The sequence below is a fragment of the Sneathiella sp. HT1-7 genome (genome assembly GCF_020731145.1).
Taxonomy (GTDB): Bacteria; Pseudomonadota; Alphaproteobacteria; order Sneathiellales; family Sneathiellaceae; genus Sneathiella.
The window spans coordinates 438,613-454,758 of the sequence record NZ_JAJFZN010000002.1 but is presented as its reverse complement, the minus strand read 5'-3'; the positions used below and the strand labels follow the sequence as shown (position 1 = coordinate 454,758).

Below are 16,146 nucleotides of genomic sequence, written 5' to 3'. Positions count from 1 at the left end.
CGCTCCTACTTCTTCCGCTTCAGCGGACGGCGCCGCATGATCATTTTATCCGTGGACTTGTTTGAACGAGTCCGTTTACCCTTCGTCGGCACACCCCATGGGGAGACCGGATGACGACCACCGGAAGTCCGGCCTTCACCACCACCATGTGGATGATCCACCGGGTTCATGGCTACACCACGAACCGACGGGCGCTTACCAAGCCAGCGGGACCGTCCCGCCTTCGCAAGCTTGATGTTTTTCTGGTCCGGATTGGAAACCGCTCCAACCGTCGCCATACATTCACCGAGAACAATACGCTGCTCACCGGATGCCAGACGAAGCTGCGCGTAACCCGCATCCTTGCCGATAAGTTGAACATAGGTGCCCGCGGCACGTGCCATCTGGCCACCTTTTCCCGGTTTCATCTCCACATTATGGATGATGGTACCAACCGGCATGTTCTTCATCGGCATCGCGTTGCCCGGCTTGATGTCGACATTCTTGCCAGAAATCACCTTGTCACCCGCAGAAATTCGCTGCGGCGCCAAGATATACGCCTGCTCGCCATCTTCGTAGCGAATCAGCGCGATAAAGGCAGACCGGTTCGGGTCATACTCAAGCCGTTCCACCGTTGCCGGGACATCAAACTTGTTCCGCTTGAAATCCACGATACGGTAAGTCCGCTTATGCCCGCCACCGCGACGACGCGCGGTGATCCGGCCGTGGTTATTGCGACCACCATTTCCGGACAACCCTTCAGTCAGGGCTTTGACCGGCTTTCCCTTATGCAGGTCGGACCGATCAACAAGGATCAATCCCCTCTGAGAAGGTGTTGTCGGTTTATAATTCTTCAACGCCATAGTCTAAATCCCCGCCGTCACATCGATGGCCTGACCCTCAGCAAGGGTCACAATTGCCTTCTTGTAATCAGACCGTTTGCCAATATGGCCCCGGAAACGCTTAACCTTACCCTTGGTGCGGTTGGTGTTCACGTTCGTGACCTTGACATCGAAGAGTTTTTCAACTGCTTCTTTGATCTGAGGTTTCGTCGCATCCAGTGCGACACGGAATGTCACCTGATTAAACTCTGATCCCATTGTTGACTTTTCAGTCACAACCGGGCCCAGCAGGATGTCATATAGATTTTCCTGGTTCATTTCAGTCGAGCCTCCAGGCTTTCTACTGCGCTTTTCGTCAGCACAAGAGTGTCACGGCGAAGAATGTCATATACATTAGCGCCGCTTGACGTCAGCAAGTCCACTTTCGGCAGGTTGCGGGTGGAAAGAGCAAAGTTCTTTTCCATTTCCGCCCCATCCACGATCAGGATCGAATCCCAACCGAGCGCCTTGAACTTCCCGGCCATATCCTTGGTCTTGATGCCCTTGGCATTCAACTCGTCCACGACGACTAGCTTTCCTTCTGCCTGTTTGGCGGAAAGCGCTGTCTTCAGGGCCAGTTTACGAACCTTTTTCGGCAGGTCATGGGCGTGGCTGCGAACAACCGGGCCATGGGCTACACCACCACCGCGCTGAATCGGGTTACGCTTCTGACCCTGACGGGCACGACCAGTGCCTTTCTGGTTAAACGGCTTCTGACCGGTGCCGGAAACTTCCGCAACACCCTTTGTCTTATGGGTGCCAGACCGGCGCGACGCCAGCTGATAGCGAACCATGCGTTGCAGCAGGTCGGCGCGCGGCGCCAAGCCAAAGACCTCATCAGCCAGCTCAATATCACCGGCCTTTTTGTTGTCGAGGTTAATTACATTTACCTTCATCTGAGCCGTCCCTTATTCTTCCGTCGCCGTATCGGCGGCGGCAGTCTCTTCGGCAGGCGTATCAGCCTGAGCTGTTTCTTCAACTGGCTCTGGCTTTCCACCCTTTGCAACAAATGCGGCCGGATAAGGGGCATCGCTATGACGCGCCTTTTTCACGGCATCCGCGACAAAGACCCAGGATCCTTTGGAACCTGGAACGGCACCCCTGATAAGAACCAATCCGCGATCCTTATCCGTTGAGACCACTTTCAAATTCTGCGTCGTAACCCGTGCCGCACCCATGTGACCGGCCATCTTCTTACCCTTGAAGACCTTGCCCGGATCCTGACACTGACCAGTAGAACCATGCGCACGATGGGATACGGACACACCATGAGTGGCCCGCATGCCGCCGAAATTATGGCGCTTCATGGCTCCGGCAAAACCTTTACCGATACTGGTGCCCACAACATCAACAAACTGATCAGACACAAAATGATCCGCCGTGATTTCCGCACCAACATCGACGAAGCCATCACCCTCAATACGAAACTCAGCCAGTTTCATTTTCGGCTCAACTTCTGCCTTGGCAAAATGGCCGCGCAACGCCTTATTGACGTTCTTGACCTTTGCCTTGCCAACCCCGAGCTGCATGGCGTTATAACCATGAGTCTCAGTTGTCCGGTGAGCGACGACCTGACAGTTATCAACAGCAAGAACGGTTACCGGAATATGGGTCCCGTCTTCCGCGAAAACCCGGGTCATCCCCAGTTTCTTTGCGATCAATCCACTACGCATTTCGATCACCCCAACAATTTGATGGACACATCGACGCCTGCGGCGAGGTCCAGTTTCATCAGTGCGTCCACCGTCTGCGGTGTCGGCTCAACGATATCCAAAAGCCGCTTATGGGTCCGGATTTCGAACTGTTCCCGCGACTTCTTGTCAATATGCGGGCCGCGCAGGACCGTATATTTATCGATATGCGTCGGCAGCGGAATAGGTCCACGAACCTGAGCACCCGTGCGCTTGGCCGTATTTACAATTTCACCTGTCGAAGCATCGAGAACACGATGATCATACGCTTTCAGGCGGATGCGGATATTTTGGTTTTCCATTACTCTGGTCACTCCAGAAGAGAAACAAGACAGCCCCACAAGGGGCTGTCAAAATTAACTTATTCGGTTACGGATGCGACGACGCCAGCGCCGACGGTACGGCCGCCTTCGCGAATGGCGAAGCGCAGACCTTCATCCATGGCGATCGGAGCAATCAGCTCGACATCCATTGTCACATTGTCACCTGGCATCACCATCTCCGTCCCATCGGGAAGAGACACAACACCCGTCACGTCCGTCGTCCGGAAGTAGAACTGCGGACGATAGTTCGTGAAGAACGGTGTATGACGGCCGCCCTCTTCCTTCGTCAGGATGTAGGCTTCTGCCTTGAACTTCGTATGCGGGGTAATTGATCCCGGATGCGCCAGAACCTGGCCGCGCTCAACATCTTCACGCTTCGTACCACGCAGGAGAACACCCACGTTGTCGCCAGCCTGACCCTGATCCAGAAGCTTGCGGAACATCTCAACGCCCGTACAGGTCGTCTTCGTCGTCGGGCGAATGCCGACAATCTCGATTTCCTCACCAACCTTCACAATGCCGCTTTCAACACGACCGGTCACAACCGTACCACGACCCGAGATCGAGAACACATCCTCAATCGGCATCAGGAATGGCTTGTCAATCTCACGTTCCGGCTGCGGGATAGACGCGTCAACCGCTTCCATCAGCTTCAGGATCGCTTCCTTGCCGATTTCGTCATCCCGGCCTTCAAGAGCGGCAAGTGCAGAACCGCCAATGATCGGAATATCGTCGCCCGGGAAATCATACTCGGACAGAAGCTCGCGGATTTCCATTTCAACAAGTTCGATCAGCTCTTCATCATCGACAAGGTCAACCTTGTTCATGAAGACGACAAGCGCCGGAACACCAACCTGACGGGCCAGCAGGATATGCTCGCGTGTCTGGGGCATCGGGCCGTCGTTTGCAGACACAACCAGAATAGCGCCGTCCATCTGCGCCGCACCCGTGATCATGTTCTTCACATAGTCAGCATGGCCCGGGCAATCCACATGCGCATAGTGACGGTTCGCCGTCTCATATTCAACATGGGCTGTCGAAATCGTAATACCGCGCGCCTTCTCTTCCGGCGCCTTGTCAATTTCGTCAAACGCAAACGCAGCACCCCCGCTCTGCTCTGCCAGAACTTTCGTAATCGCCGCCGTCAGCGTCGTCTTACCATGGTCAACATGACCAATCGTTCCAATGTTTACATGCGGTTTACTACGATCAAATTTCTCTTTGGCCATTTTATCTCTCCGTTATTTCCGGCTGCCTCAGCTAATTGCGTTACGCCAACTTCGCCAGAACTTCGTCTGATACGTGTTGTGGCACTGGTTCATAGTGATCAAACACCATGGAAAAGGTAGCGCGACCCTGTGTCTGGGAGCGCAGGTTGTTCACATAGCCAAACATGTTGGCAAGTGGCACCATGGCATTAACGACTTGCGCGACACCGCGCGGTTCGGTTCCGGTCACCTGACCGCGGCGACTGTTCAAGTCGCCCATCACATCACCGATATACTCGTCCGGCGTCACAATCTCGACCTTCATCATCGGTTCCAGCAGGCGAAGGCCGGCTTTCGGGGCAATTTCACGCATTGCCGCCCGACCCGCAATTTCAAAGGCCATGACCGAGCTATCGACGTCATGATAGGCACCGTCAATAAGGGTGACATCCACATCGATGAGCGGGAAGCCTGCAAGCACACCGGTCTCAACAATATCGCGAATACCTTTTTCAACGCCTGGAATATATTCCTTCGGCACCGAACCACCGGTAATAGTATCGCTGAAAGTGAAACCCGCGCCCGGCTCGCCTGGCTTGGCCACAATCTTGATGCGAGCGAACTGACCAGAACCACCGGACTGCTTCTTATGAGTGTAGTCGAGCTCTGCTTCGCGCGTAATGCTTTCACGATACGCCACCTGAGGCGCACCAATGTTAGCTTCAACACCAAACTCGCGCTTCATGCGATCGACAATAATGTCGAGATGCAACTCACCCATTCCCTTAATAATCGTCTGACCGCTTTCTATGTCTGAAGAAACCCGGAAAGACGGATCTTCTTTAGCAAGACGATTAAGGGCAACACCCATTTTTTCCTGGTCGGTCTTGGTTTTCGGCTCAACCGCAATCTCGATCACAGGCTCCGGAAACTCCATCCGCTCCAGAATGACCGGCTTGGATGAGTCGCAAAGCGTATCACCTGTCGTCGTATCCTTCAGACCTGCAATGGCGACAATGTCACCAGCGCGAGCTTCTTTCACATCTTCTCGGCTGTTTGCATGCATCTGCAGCATACGGCCAACACGCTCGCGGCTGTTCTTGACAGAATTCAATGTTTGCGTACCCGCTTCAAGCACACCGGAATAAACACGAACGAATGTCAAAGAACCAACAAAGGGGTCGGTCATCACCTTAAACGCCAAACCAGCAAAAGGCTGATCGTCTGAGGGAAGACGCTCGATATCCTCTTCGGTTTTAACGTCAATACCGTGCGTACCACCGATGTCCGTCGGCGACGGCATGAATTCGATCACAGCGTCCAAGAGCGGCTGAACACCTTTGTTCTTAAACGCCGTTCCAGTCAGGACCGGCACGAAAGTCGCGGCCAGCGTACCTTTACGAATACAAGCGCGCAAAGTCTCCTCGCTCGGCTCCTCGCCCTCAAGATAAGCTTCAAGAACCGCTTCATCCATCTCAATGGCCGTCTCAACCATGACTTCGTGATACTCAGCGGCCTTATCGGCAAGTTCGGGGCGAATGTCGCGGTACTCGAAAGACGCGCCCATTTCTTCACCCGTCCAGACGACTTCCTGCATCTTGATCAGATCAACCACACCCTCGAATTCAGCTTCGGAGCCAATAGGGAGCTGCAACACGAGCGGTTTCGCACCCAAGCGGGTCTTGAACATTTCAACGCAACGGTAAAAGTCTGCACCGGTACGATCCATTTTGTTGACGAAACACATACGCGGCACGCGGTACTTATCAGCCTGACGCCAAACAGTCTCGGACTGCGGCTCAACACCAGCAACGCCATCAAATACGGCGACCGCACCATCGAGCACCCGCAAAGACCGCTCTACTTCAATTGTGAAGTCAACATGGCCGGGAGTATCAATGATGTTGATACGGTAATCTTTCCAGAAACAAGTCGTCGCAGCAGACGTAATCGTGATACCGCGCTCCTGCTCCTGCTCCATCCAGTCCATAGTCGCCGCACCATCATGCACCTCACCGATTTTGTGAGACACACCTGTGTAGTACAGAATACGTTCCGTGGTTGTCGTCTTACCCGCGTCAATATGGGCCATAATCCCAATGTTGCGGTATCTTTCGATGGGCGTTGTGCGTGCCATGTCTGAAATCCTAGATCAAGCTTGCGTCGTTAAATTCAATTACCAGCGGTAATGGGCGAACGCACGGTTCGCTTCCGCCATTTTATGTGTATCTTCACGTTTCTTGACGGCACCACCGCGTTCGTTTGATGCATCAAGAATTTCCCCGGAAAGACGATCCACCATCGTCACCTCAGAGCGCTTGCGAGCGCTTGAGATCAACCAACGGATGGCAAGAGCCTGACCGCGCTCCGAACGAACTTCGACAGGCACCTGATACGTAGCGCCACCCACACGGCGGGACCGCACTTCGATATCCGGCTTCACTTTGTCGAGCGCTTCATGGAAAACTTCCACGGGGCTTGAACCGGTCTTCTTTTCAATTACGTCAAAAGCACCATAGACAATGCCCTCGGCGGTAGATTTTTTCCCATCAAACATGAGGGAGTTCATGAACTTGGTCAGAACAACATCCCCAAATTTGGCGTCAGGGAGAACTTCGCGTTTTTCAGCTGCGTGACGACGTGACATATATTAAATTCCTTATTTCGGCTTCTTCGCGCCATATTTGGAGCGACGCTGGCGACGATCCGCAATCCCTTGCGTATCCAGCACACCACGAATGATATGATAACGAACACCCGGCAAATCCTTTACACGACCACCACGGATCAGAACAACTGAATGCTCCTGAAGGTTATGACCCTCACCCGGAATATAGCTCGTCACTTCGAATCCATTGGTCAGGCGCACACGTGCGACCTTACGCAAAGCGGAGTTCGGCTTTTTCGGAGTTGTCGTATAAACTCTCGTGCAAACACCACGTTTCTGCGGGCACGCCTCCATGGCGGGCACTTTATTGCGCGAAACCGGCGCCTTGCGGGGGTTTCTAATCAGCTGATTAATAGTAGGCATTCTTCTTCCTATCATGCGTTGCCGCAAACAGAACAGCCGCGTGCAGCTGCGGCTCTGCTCGCGGTCAGGTTTTTTGCGTCCACCCGAAGAGACTTAACACGTGTGTTTTTTTCAAAATCCTGACGACACACGGAAAATTTAGTACACGACTGCTGTCAGGAGCGCGCAATATATGGGCGAGGCCCTATGCAGTCAAGCAGAAAAGATTGCATTTTCGTTAATCTCTTAATGCCGCCAACTTAGACCTCCCCTCACCCTCAATTTGGAGGGAAATAGGGCGATTCCTTGATCATGTATATGATTTTGCCGCGGTAGATCGTTAAATATGTATCGGGTTAACAGAAAACGACGCCCGTTGAGAGGCGCCGCTTCCCTTTTTTCCGTCTTTATGGCGTGGCTCACCACATCAAAAAGACTGATTCTTTAGGCACTATTCCGCGACAGAGGCTTCTGCTGTTCCTGCCGACTCAAGCTTACTCGCCGCCGCTTCGGCGTTATCCTGAATTTCCTTGTCGCGTTTCGCTGCCACCATTTTCAGGCGGTTCATCTGGGAACCCGTACCCGCCGGGATCAGACGACCAACGATGACGTTCTCTTTGAGACCCATCAGCGTATCCTTCTTGCCGGCAACAGACGCTTCCGTCAGAACCCGTGTCGTTTCCTGGAAGGACGCGGCCGAGATGAAGGAATTTGTTTGCAGGCTGGCTTTCGTGATACCGAGCAGAATCGGGCTGCCTTCTGCCGGTGCTTTACCGGCCGCGACAAGTTTCTCATTCTGCCCTTCAAATTCTTCACGATCGATATGCTCGCCGATCAGGAAGGAGCTCTCGCCCTGCTTCTCAATCTCGATCTTCTGCAGCATTTGACGGCAGATCACTTCGATATGCTTATCGTTGATCTTCACGCCCTGCAGACGATAAACGTCCTGAATTTCATTAATCAAGAAGTTTGCAAGCGCCTCAACACCCAGAACTTTCAGAATGTCATGCGGCGCTGGATTCCCATCGAGGAGGTAATCGCCGACCCGAACATAGTCGCCCTCATTGACCGCAAGATGCTTGCCCTTTGGAATAAGATACTCGACCGGTTCCGCACCTTCCTCTTCAGGACGGATCGACACGCGACGTTTCGATTTGTAGTCCTTGCCGAATTCGACAAAGCCATCCGCCTCGGCGATAATCGCATGGTCCTTCGGACGACGAGCTTCGAAAAGCTCGGCCACCCGTGGCAGACCACCGGTAATATCTTTCGTCTTGGAACCTTCACGCGGAATACGCGCCAGAACGTCACCAGCCTGAACATCCGCCCCGTCTTCAACCGACAGAATAGCATCCACCGGAAGGAAGTAACGGGCCTCATGACCGCTCGGAAGAGTAAGAAGTTCGCCATCATCACCACGCAGGGTAATGCGCGGGCGAAGATCGCTGCCTTTCGGCTGGGACTTCCAGTCAACGACAATTTTCCGAGCAATACCCGTTGCTTCGTCAACCTGCTCGGCCATGGAAACACCGGAGACAAGGTCTTTATAGCTAACCTTACCCTCAAGCTCCGTGATCACAGGTGTGGTGAACGGATCCCACTGAGCAAGCTTGTCTCCTTGACTGACCTTCGCACCTTCGTCAACCATCAGTCGTGTACCATATGCAACCCGATGACGTGCTCTTTCACGATTGTTATCGTCGACCAGAACCAATTCCGAGTTCCGGCCCATGACAATCGGATTGCCGCTGCTGTTCACAACAACATTCCGGTTTTCAATCTTGATCGTACCTTCATGGGAAGCTTCGATGGAGGAGACTTCCGCCACCTGCGCCGTCCCCCCAATATGGAACGTCCGCATAGTAAGCTGGGTACCCGGCTCACCAATTGACTGGGCAGCGATAACACCCACGGCCTCGCCAATATTGACAGGCGTTCCGCGCGCAAGATCTCGGCCATAACAGCTACCGCAGATACCGCCCTTGGTCTCACATGTGAGAACCGAACGGATCAGAACCTGCTCAACGCCGGAGGTTTCCGCAAGAAGCGAGCTTGCTTCGTCGAACATCTCGCCGCCGCCGACAATCACTTCGCCGGTTGTCGGGTTGACAACATCAACAGCCGCCGTCCGCCCGAGCAGACGATCGCTCAATGTCGCGATAATATCGCTGCCTTCCACCACTTCGCGAACCGTCACACCATTTTCGGTCCCGCAATCTCTTTCGATCACGACACAGTCCTGGGCCACGTCCACCAACCGGCGGGTCAGATAACCGGAGTTTGCGGTCTTCAGCGCGGTATCCGCCAGACCCTTACGGGCACCATGGGTGGAGTTGAAATATTCAAGAACGCTCAACCCCTCCTTAAAGTTGGAGATAATTGGCGTCTCGATAATTTCACCAGACGGTTTCGCCATCAGGCCACGCATACCGGCAAGCTGTTTCATCTGGGCTGCGGAACCACGGGCACCAGAGTTGGCCATCATAAAGATAGAGTTAATGCCAACCTGACGATCATTTTCGTCCATTTCCACCGCTTCAATGACTTTCATCATCTCGTCAGCGACACGATCCGTACATTGTGACCAGGCATCGATTACCTTGTTGTACTTCTCACCCTGAGTGATCAGACCATCATAATACTGGCGTTCATACTCCTCGGCGAGTTTACGGGTATCCTCAACAAGCTTGTCCTTGGATTCGGGGATGCGCATATCATCCTTGCCGAAGGAGATACCGGCACGGCAGGCATGCGCAAAGCCGAGGCCCATGATCCTGTCGGCGAATATAACCGTCTCTTTCTGACCGCAATGACGATAAACCTCGTCAATCACCTGAGTGATTTCCTTCTTGGTCAGCAAGCGGTTGATCAGATCGAAACTTATTTTTGCATTTTTGGGCAAAATTTCTTCAATCAGCATCCGGCCCGGGGTCGTATCCACGACTTTGCGGACTTCCGTGCCATCTTCCTGTACGACTGTGATACGCGTTTTGATCTTGCTGTGCAGGGTCAGAATTTTGTTGTCGATCGCGTGCTGGGCTTCCGCTACATCGGCAATCACCATCCCCTCACCCGGATCATTGGCAATATCCATGGTCAAGTAATAGATGCCAAGAACAATGTCCTGGCTCGGCACGATGATCGGCTTGCCACTTGCCGGGCTCAGGATGTTGTTGGTTGACATCATGAGAACGCGGGCTTCAAGCTGTGCTTCGAGCGAGAGCGGCACATGAACCGCCATCTGGTCACCGTCAAAGTCGGCGTTAAAGGCCGTACAAACGAGCGGATGAAGCTGGATCGCCTTACCCTCGATAAGGACCGGCTCAAACGCCTGAATACCAAGACGGTGAAGCGTCGGCGCACGGTTAAGAAGAACCGGATGTTCCCGAATAACCTCTTCGAGGATATCCCAGACTTCCGGGCGTTCCTTCTCGACCAGCTTCTTCGCCATCTTGACGGTTGCCGCCATGCCCTTAAGTTCAAGCTTGGCATAGATAAAGGGCTTGAATAGCTCAAGCGCCATCTTTTTGGGCAAACCGCATTGATGGAGCTTCAGCTCCGGCCCCACCACAATCACGGAACGACCAGAATAGTCAACGCGCTTACCGAGCAGGTTCTGACGGAATCGGCCCTGCTTGCCTTTCAGCATGTCAGAGAGGGATTTCAACGGACGCTTGTTCGCACCTGTGATCACCCGACCGCGGCGGCCGTTATCAAACAGCGCATCAACAGATTCCTGAAGCATACGCTTTTCGTTCCGGACAATAATGTCCGGCGCGCGCAGCTCGATTAGCCGTTTCAAACGGTTGTTCCGGTTGATTACCCGGCGATAAAGATCGTTGAGGTCAGAGGTTGCGAACCGGCCGCCATCAAGTGGGACCAACGGGCGCAGTTCCGGCGGAATGACCGGAATGACCTGCAGGATCATCCATTCGGGACGATTGCCCGATTCCATGAATGCTTCAATGATCTTGAGACGCTTGGCGAGCTTGCGCGGCTTGGCTTCGGACGTTGTCGTCGCCATTTCCTCGCGGATTTCATCGCGGATCGATTCCAGATCAAGCGAAGAAAGAATATCGCGGATTGCTTCTGCGCCAATACTGGCAGTGAAAGCGTCTTCGCCATACTCATCCTGCGCGTCGAGAAACTCTTCTTCACTCAGCAGCTGGAACTGTTTAAGCGGGGACAAGCCCGGCTCGACAACCACATAGTTTTCGAAATAAAGAATGCGTTCCAGATCCTTCAATGTCATATCGAGCAAAAGACCGATACGGGAAGGAAGTGATTTCAGAAACCAGATATGCGCAACCGGCGATGCCAGTTCGATATGCGCCATGCGTTCGCGGCGAACCTTCGACAGGGTAACCTCTACGCCACATTTTTCGCAGGTAATCCCGCGGTATTTCATCCGCTTGTACTTACCGCACAGGCATTCATAATCCTTGATCGGACCAAATATCCGCGCGCAGAAAAGACCGTCTTTTTCTGGCTTGAAAGTTCGGTAATTGATGGTTTCGGGTTTTTTGATTTCACCGAACGACCAAGACCGGATCCGTTCCGGCGAGGCGATAGAAATTCGGATTTCATCAAAAGCCTGAGTGCCCTGTGGCTGACCAAAAAGGTTCATCAACTCATTCATGGACCATCTCTCCTTTTAAACCCCGGGGTCCCCGGGAGGCGCTCGATAAAGCGGCCTTAAAAAAATAACTGTCTGTGACCAACGTATCAATTGGTCCCGGAATGACCCGGGACCAACTTAATCAGTAACCAACCTGCGAAAGTTCCACATTCAGGCACAAGGATCGCATTTCCTTGACCAGAACGTTGAAGCTTTCCGGAATACCGGCTTCAAACGTATCGTCACCACGGACAATGGCTTCATAGACTTTCGTCCGGCCTGCCACGTCGTCCGACTTGACGGTCAGCATTTCCTGCAGGGTGTAGGCGGCGCCATAGGCCTGCAGGGCCCAAACTTCCATCTCACCGAAACGCTGTCCGCCGAACTGCGCCTTACCGCCTAGCGGCTGCTGAGTAACCAAGCTGTAGGGTCCAATTGACCGTGCATGGATCTTGTCATCGACCAGATGATGCAGTTTCAGCATATAGATATAGCCCACCGTCACCTTCCGATCAAAGGTCTCGCCCGTCCGACCGTCAACAAGTGTGACCTGACCGGAAGTATCAAGACCTGCGACCTCAAGAAGACGGTTAATATCATCTTCCTTGGCACCGTCAAAAACCGGAGTCGCCATCGGCACACCGTTGGTGAGGTTACCACCGAGTTCAAGGAATTGCTCATCGGACATGCCGGAGATTTTTTCCTCATACTCTTCGTCGCCATAGACCTCTTGTAGCTTGGACTTAAGTGGGTTCAAGTCAGTAGCGCCAAGGCGGATACGGGTCATGATCTCAGTAATCTGGGTGCCAATACCATGGCTGGCCCAACCGAGATGCGTTTCCAGAATCTGCCCAACGTTCATACGTGATGGCACGCCAAGTGGGTTCAGCACGATATCAACAGGCTTCCCGTCTTCAAGATACGGCATATCCTCTTCAGGCAAGATCCGGGAGATAACACCCTTGTTACCATGACGACCGGCCATCTTGTCACCAGGCTGAAGCTTGCGCTTCACAGCAACAAAGACTTTAACCATCTTCATCACCCCTGGTGGCAACTCATCACCGCGCTGTAGCTTGTCGACCTTGTTCTCAAAGCGAGCACGCAAGCCACCGATTGCTTCGTCATACTGCTTCTTGAGTTGCTCGATTTTCTCCATGGCGCCGTCGTCCTTGACACTGATCTGCCACCAGACACCTGGGTGCAGGTCCATCAGCTTCTCGGACGCGATTTCCTCGCCAGCCTTGAACTCGCTCGGGCCAGAGGCAACTTTCTGAGAGACAAGCAGACCTTTCAGGCGGTCATAAATTGTCCGTTCCAGAATGGCTTTTTCGTCATCGCGGTCTTTTGCCAGATGTTCGATCTCATCGCGTTCGATGGCGAGCGCACGCTCGTCCTTCTCAACGCCATGGCGGTTAAAGACGCGCACCTCAACGACCGTACCGGCAACACCCGGAGGCAATCGCAGGGAGGTATCACGAACATCGGATGCCTTTTCACCGAAGATGGCGCGCAAGAGTTTTTCTTCCGGCGTCATCGGGCTTTCACCCTTCGGCGTGATCTTGCCAACAAGAATATCACCAGGCTGGATTTCCGCACCAACATAAACGATACCGGCTTCGTCGAGGTTTTTAAGCCCCTCTTCACCGACGTTCGGAATATCGCGGGTAATTTCTTCCGGGCCAAGCTTCGTATCCCGTGCCATAACCTCGAATTCCTCGATATGGATCGAGGTGAAGACGTCATCCTTCACAATCCGTTCGGAGATGAGAATCGAGTCTTCGAAGTTATACCCATTCCACGGCATAAACGCGACCAGCACGTTCCTGCCAAGCGCCAATTCACCAAGATCCGTAGACGGTCCGTCACAGATAATATCGCCGGCGTCCACCTTGTCGCCGACCTTCACCAAAGGCCGCTGGGTGATACAGGTATTCTGGTTCGACCGCTGGAATTTCAGCAGGTTATAAATATCGACACCAGACTTGCTGAGGTCTTCTTCCTCTGTTGCACGAATGACGATACGGGTGGCGTCCACCTGATCGACAATACCGGCCCGTTTGGCGACCGTCGCAACACCGGAATCGCGCGCAACCCGCTCTTCCATACCAGTACCAACAAATGGAGCCTCGGCCCGCAGGAGCGGAACCGCCTGACGTTGCATGTTCGAACCCATAAGGGCGCGGTTCGCATCGTCGTTTTCAAGGAAAGGGATAAGCGCCGCACCGACGGACACCAGCTGTTTTGGCGACACGTCGATATAGGTGACATCTTCAGGCTTGGCGACGACATATTCGCCCTGCGCCCGGCAACGCACAAAATCCTCGGTAAACATACCGTTTTCATCCAGAGCCGCGTTGGCCTGAGAGATGGTATGCTTGCTTTCTTCCATCGCCGAGAGATATTTAACATCACCGGTCAGCTTGCCATTTTCCACACGCTGATACGGGCTTTCAATAAAGCCATACTTGTTCACTCGTGCAAAGGTCGCAAGCGAGTTGATCAGACCAATATTCGGCCCTTCCGGCGTTTCAATCGGGCAAATTCGACCATAATGGGTCGGATGCACGTCCCGAACTTCAAAGCCGGCCCGCTCGCGGGTCAGGCCGCCCGGGCCAAGCGCGGATAGACGACGCTTATGGGTAATTTCCGACAGCGGATTTGTTTGGTCCATAAACTGGCTGAGCTGGCTGGAGCCAAAGAATTCACGCACCGCAGCAGCCGCCGGTTTCGCATTGATCAAGTCATGCGGCATGACGGTGTCAATCTCAACCGAACTCATCCGTTCCCGAATGGCACGCTCCATGCGGAGCAGTCCAATACGGTACTGATTTTCCATCAACTCACCAACGGAGCGAACACGCCGGTTGCCGAGGTTATCGATATCGTCAGTTTCCCCGTGGCCGTCTTTCAGGCGGACCAGGGTTTTCACGACGGCAAGAATGTCTTCTTTACGCAGAACCCGCACGGTGTCTTCCGCATCGAGGTCAAGGCGAAGGTTCATCTTCACCCGGCCAACAGCAGATAGATCGTAGCGTTCCGAATCAAAGAAGAGGCCCTTGAACAAAGCTTCGGCCGTTTCCTCGGTCGGTGGCTCACCCGGGCGCATCACACGGTAGATATCAACCAACGCCTGATCACGGGTGCTGCTCTTGTCTACGGCAAGCGTATTACGGATGTATGGGCCAACATTCACATTATCGATATCGAGTGTCGGAATTTCCTTGAATCCGGAAGCTTCGAGTTGATCGATAAGAGCTTCTGTCAACTCTTCGCCAGCCTCAACCAGAACTTCACCAGTTTTTTCATTGACCAAGTCTTCCGCAATGAAGCGACCCACGAGATCAAGATGACCGACAAGCATGTCTTTCAGGCCTTCGTCCATCAATTTATTGGCGAGGCGCTGAGTAATTTTCGTGCCTGCTTCAGCGACGACTTTCTGGGTATCCGCGTCAACAAGATCACGGATCAGGCGACTGCCACGAACCCGATCCACGTTGAACGGTGTCCGCCAGCCCTTCTTTTCCAACTTATAATCTACGCGATCATAGAAATAGCTCAGAATATCCTCATGACTCATATCAAGCGCCTGCAGAAGCGCCGTAACCGGTAGCTTGCGACGACGGTCGATACGAACATGAACGATGTCTTTCGCGTCAAACTCGAAATCAAGCCATGAACCGCGGTAAGGAATTACGCGTGCCGCAAACAGGAGCTTGCCACTGGCATGGGTTTTACCCTTGTCATGGTCGAAGAACACGCCGGGGCTACGGTGCATCTGGGAAACGATCACACGCTCTGTGCCGTTAATAATGAATGTACCTTTATCCGTCATAAGCGGCATATCGCCCATGTAGACGCTCTGTTCCTTGATATCGAGGACAGATTTCGCTTCAGTATCCGGATCCACTTCAAAGACGATCAGGCGCAGCGTTGCTTTTAGCGGCGCGCCAAAGGTCATGCCACGCTGCTGACATTCTTCTTCGTCATACTTCGGAGTTTCAAATTCATAGGAAACAAATTCAAGGCTTGCCGTATCGGCAAAATCCTTGATTGGAAAAACGGATTTGAAAACGGATTGAAGACCTTCGTCGCCGCGCGCATCGGGCGGCGTGTCTTGCATTAAAAACGCATCGTAAGAGGTTTTCTGGACCTCAATCAAGTTCGGCATTTCTGTTGCCGCCTCAATGCTTCCAAAGTTTTTACGAACGCGCTTGCGACCGGTGAACGACTGCAATATGCCCATGCCAAATCCCCGTATGTTTCTTGGCCAACTAAAAAACAACCTTTGTTAAAAAGGCTGCGAGCCGGATTTTCCTGAAATCAGAGAAAATGATCTAATCTCTTGAAATTCCTGCAAATTCTTCTCCAAACTTAAGGCCGTTGGAGACGCCACGTGATTAAATTCCCGCCGGACAGCCGCTTGCCTGCTTAGA

11 protein-coding genes are annotated in these 16,146 nt (G+C 53.2%); all 11 read right to left on the bottom strand.

Annotation, left to right across the window (positions count from 1 at the left end; all coding sequences use genetic code 11):
* Positions 1-5: 5 nt before the first annotated feature.
* A complete protein-coding gene (gene rplB / locus LKE13_RS07335) occupies positions 6-842 on the bottom strand; it encodes a 50S ribosomal protein L2 (RefSeq protein WP_227949732.1) in 837 nt (278 codons plus the stop codon).
* 3 nt (positions 843-845) lie between these two features.
* The gene (locus tag LKE13_RS07330) at positions 846-1,139 is read right to left on the bottom strand and encodes a 50S ribosomal protein L23 (protein ID WP_227949730.1); all 294 of its coding nucleotides are present in this window, start codon (positions 1,137-1,139) and stop codon (positions 846-848) included.
* Positions 1,136-1,756: a 50S ribosomal protein L4 gene (gene rplD / locus LKE13_RS07325; RefSeq protein WP_227949727.1), complete on the bottom strand. Its 621-nt coding sequence runs from the start codon at positions 1,754-1,756 to the stop codon at positions 1,136-1,138. Before rplD ends, LKE13_RS07330 begins: the two co-directional genes overlap by 4 nt.
* 12 nt (positions 1,757-1,768) lie before the next feature.
* Positions 1,769-2,533 carry a 50S ribosomal protein L3 gene (rplC, locus tag LKE13_RS07320; protein ID WP_415776504.1) on the bottom strand — a complete coding sequence of 255 codons (765 nt, stop codon included), beginning with the start codon at positions 2,531-2,533 and terminating at the stop codon, positions 1,769-1,771.
* 5 nt (positions 2,534-2,538) lie between these two features.
* Entirely contained in the window at positions 2,539-2,853 is a 315-nt protein-coding gene (rpsJ, locus tag LKE13_RS07315) for a 30S ribosomal protein S10 (RefSeq protein WP_161315724.1), read from the bottom strand.
* A 59-nt stretch (positions 2,854-2,912) separates the two neighbouring features.
* Complete coding sequence (gene tuf, locus LKE13_RS07310; RefSeq protein ID WP_227949701.1) at positions 2,913-4,103, bottom strand: elongation factor Tu; 1,191 nt, start codon at positions 4,101-4,103, stop codon at positions 2,913-2,915.
* Positions 4,104-4,143: 40 nt separating this feature from the next.
* Positions 4,144-6,219 carry an elongation factor G gene (gene fusA, locus LKE13_RS07305; protein ID WP_227949725.1) on the bottom strand — a complete coding sequence of 692 codons (2,076 nt, stop codon included), beginning with the start codon at positions 6,217-6,219 and terminating at the stop codon, positions 4,144-4,146.
* Positions 6,220-6,258: 39 nt separating this feature from the next.
* On the bottom strand, positions 6,259-6,729 hold the full coding sequence (rpsG, locus tag LKE13_RS07300) for a 30S ribosomal protein S7 (protein ID WP_227949722.1): 471 nt from the start codon (positions 6,727-6,729) through the stop codon (positions 6,259-6,261).
* Positions 6,730-6,741: 12 nt separating this feature from the next.
* Positions 6,742-7,113, bottom strand: a complete 372-nt coding sequence (gene rpsL / locus LKE13_RS07295) for a 30S ribosomal protein S12 (protein ID WP_161316330.1) — start codon at positions 7,111-7,113, stop codon at positions 6,742-6,744.
* Positions 7,114-7,543: 430 nt separating this feature from the next.
* Complete coding sequence (gene rpoC, locus LKE13_RS07290) at positions 7,544-11,731, bottom strand: DNA-directed RNA polymerase subunit beta' (RefSeq protein ID WP_227949720.1); 4,188 nt, start codon at positions 11,729-11,731, stop codon at positions 7,544-7,546.
* Between the two features lie 121 nt (positions 11,732-11,852).
* On the bottom strand, positions 11,853-15,956 hold the full coding sequence (rpoB, locus tag LKE13_RS07285) for a DNA-directed RNA polymerase subunit beta (RefSeq protein ID WP_227949717.1): 4,104 nt from the start codon (positions 15,954-15,956) through the stop codon (positions 11,853-11,855).
* Positions 15,957-16,146: the final 190 nt, after the last annotated feature.

Coding starts and splice junctions, on each gene's coding strand:
- rplB (WP_227949732.1), bottom strand. CDS start 842: ATGGCGTTGAAGAATTATAAACCGACAACACCTTCTCAGAGGGGATTG.
- LKE13_RS07330 (WP_227949730.1), bottom strand. CDS start 1,139: ATGAACCAGGAAAATCTATATGACATCCTGCTGGGCCCGGTTGTGACT.
- rplD (WP_227949727.1), bottom strand. CDS start 1,756: ATGAAGGTAAATGTAATTAACCTCGACAACAAAAAGGCCGGTGATATT.
- rplC (WP_415776504.1), bottom strand. CDS start 2,533: ATGCGTAGTGGATTGATCGCAAAGAAACTGGGGATGACCCGGGTTTTC.
- rpsJ (WP_161315724.1), bottom strand. CDS start 2,853: ATGGAAAACCAAAATATCCGCATCCGCCTGAAAGCGTATGATCATCGT.
- tuf (WP_227949701.1), bottom strand. CDS start 4,103: ATGGCCAAAGAGAAATTTGATCGTAGTAAACCGCATGTAAACATTGGA.
- fusA (WP_227949725.1), bottom strand. CDS start 6,219: ATGGCACGCACAACGCCCATCGAAAGATACCGCAACATTGGGATTATG.
- rpsG (WP_227949722.1), bottom strand. CDS start 6,729: ATGTCACGTCGTCACGCAGCTGAAAAACGCGAAGTTCTCCCTGACGCC.
- rpsL (WP_161316330.1), bottom strand. CDS start 7,113: ATGCCTACTATTAATCAGCTGATTAGAAACCCCCGCAAGGCGCCGGTT.
- rpoC (WP_227949720.1), bottom strand. CDS start 11,731: ATGAATGAGTTGATGAACCTTTTTGGTCAGCCACAGGGCACTCAGGCT.
- rpoB (WP_227949717.1), bottom strand. CDS start 15,956: ATGGGCATATTGCAGTCGTTCACCGGTCGCAAGCGCGTTCGTAAAAAC.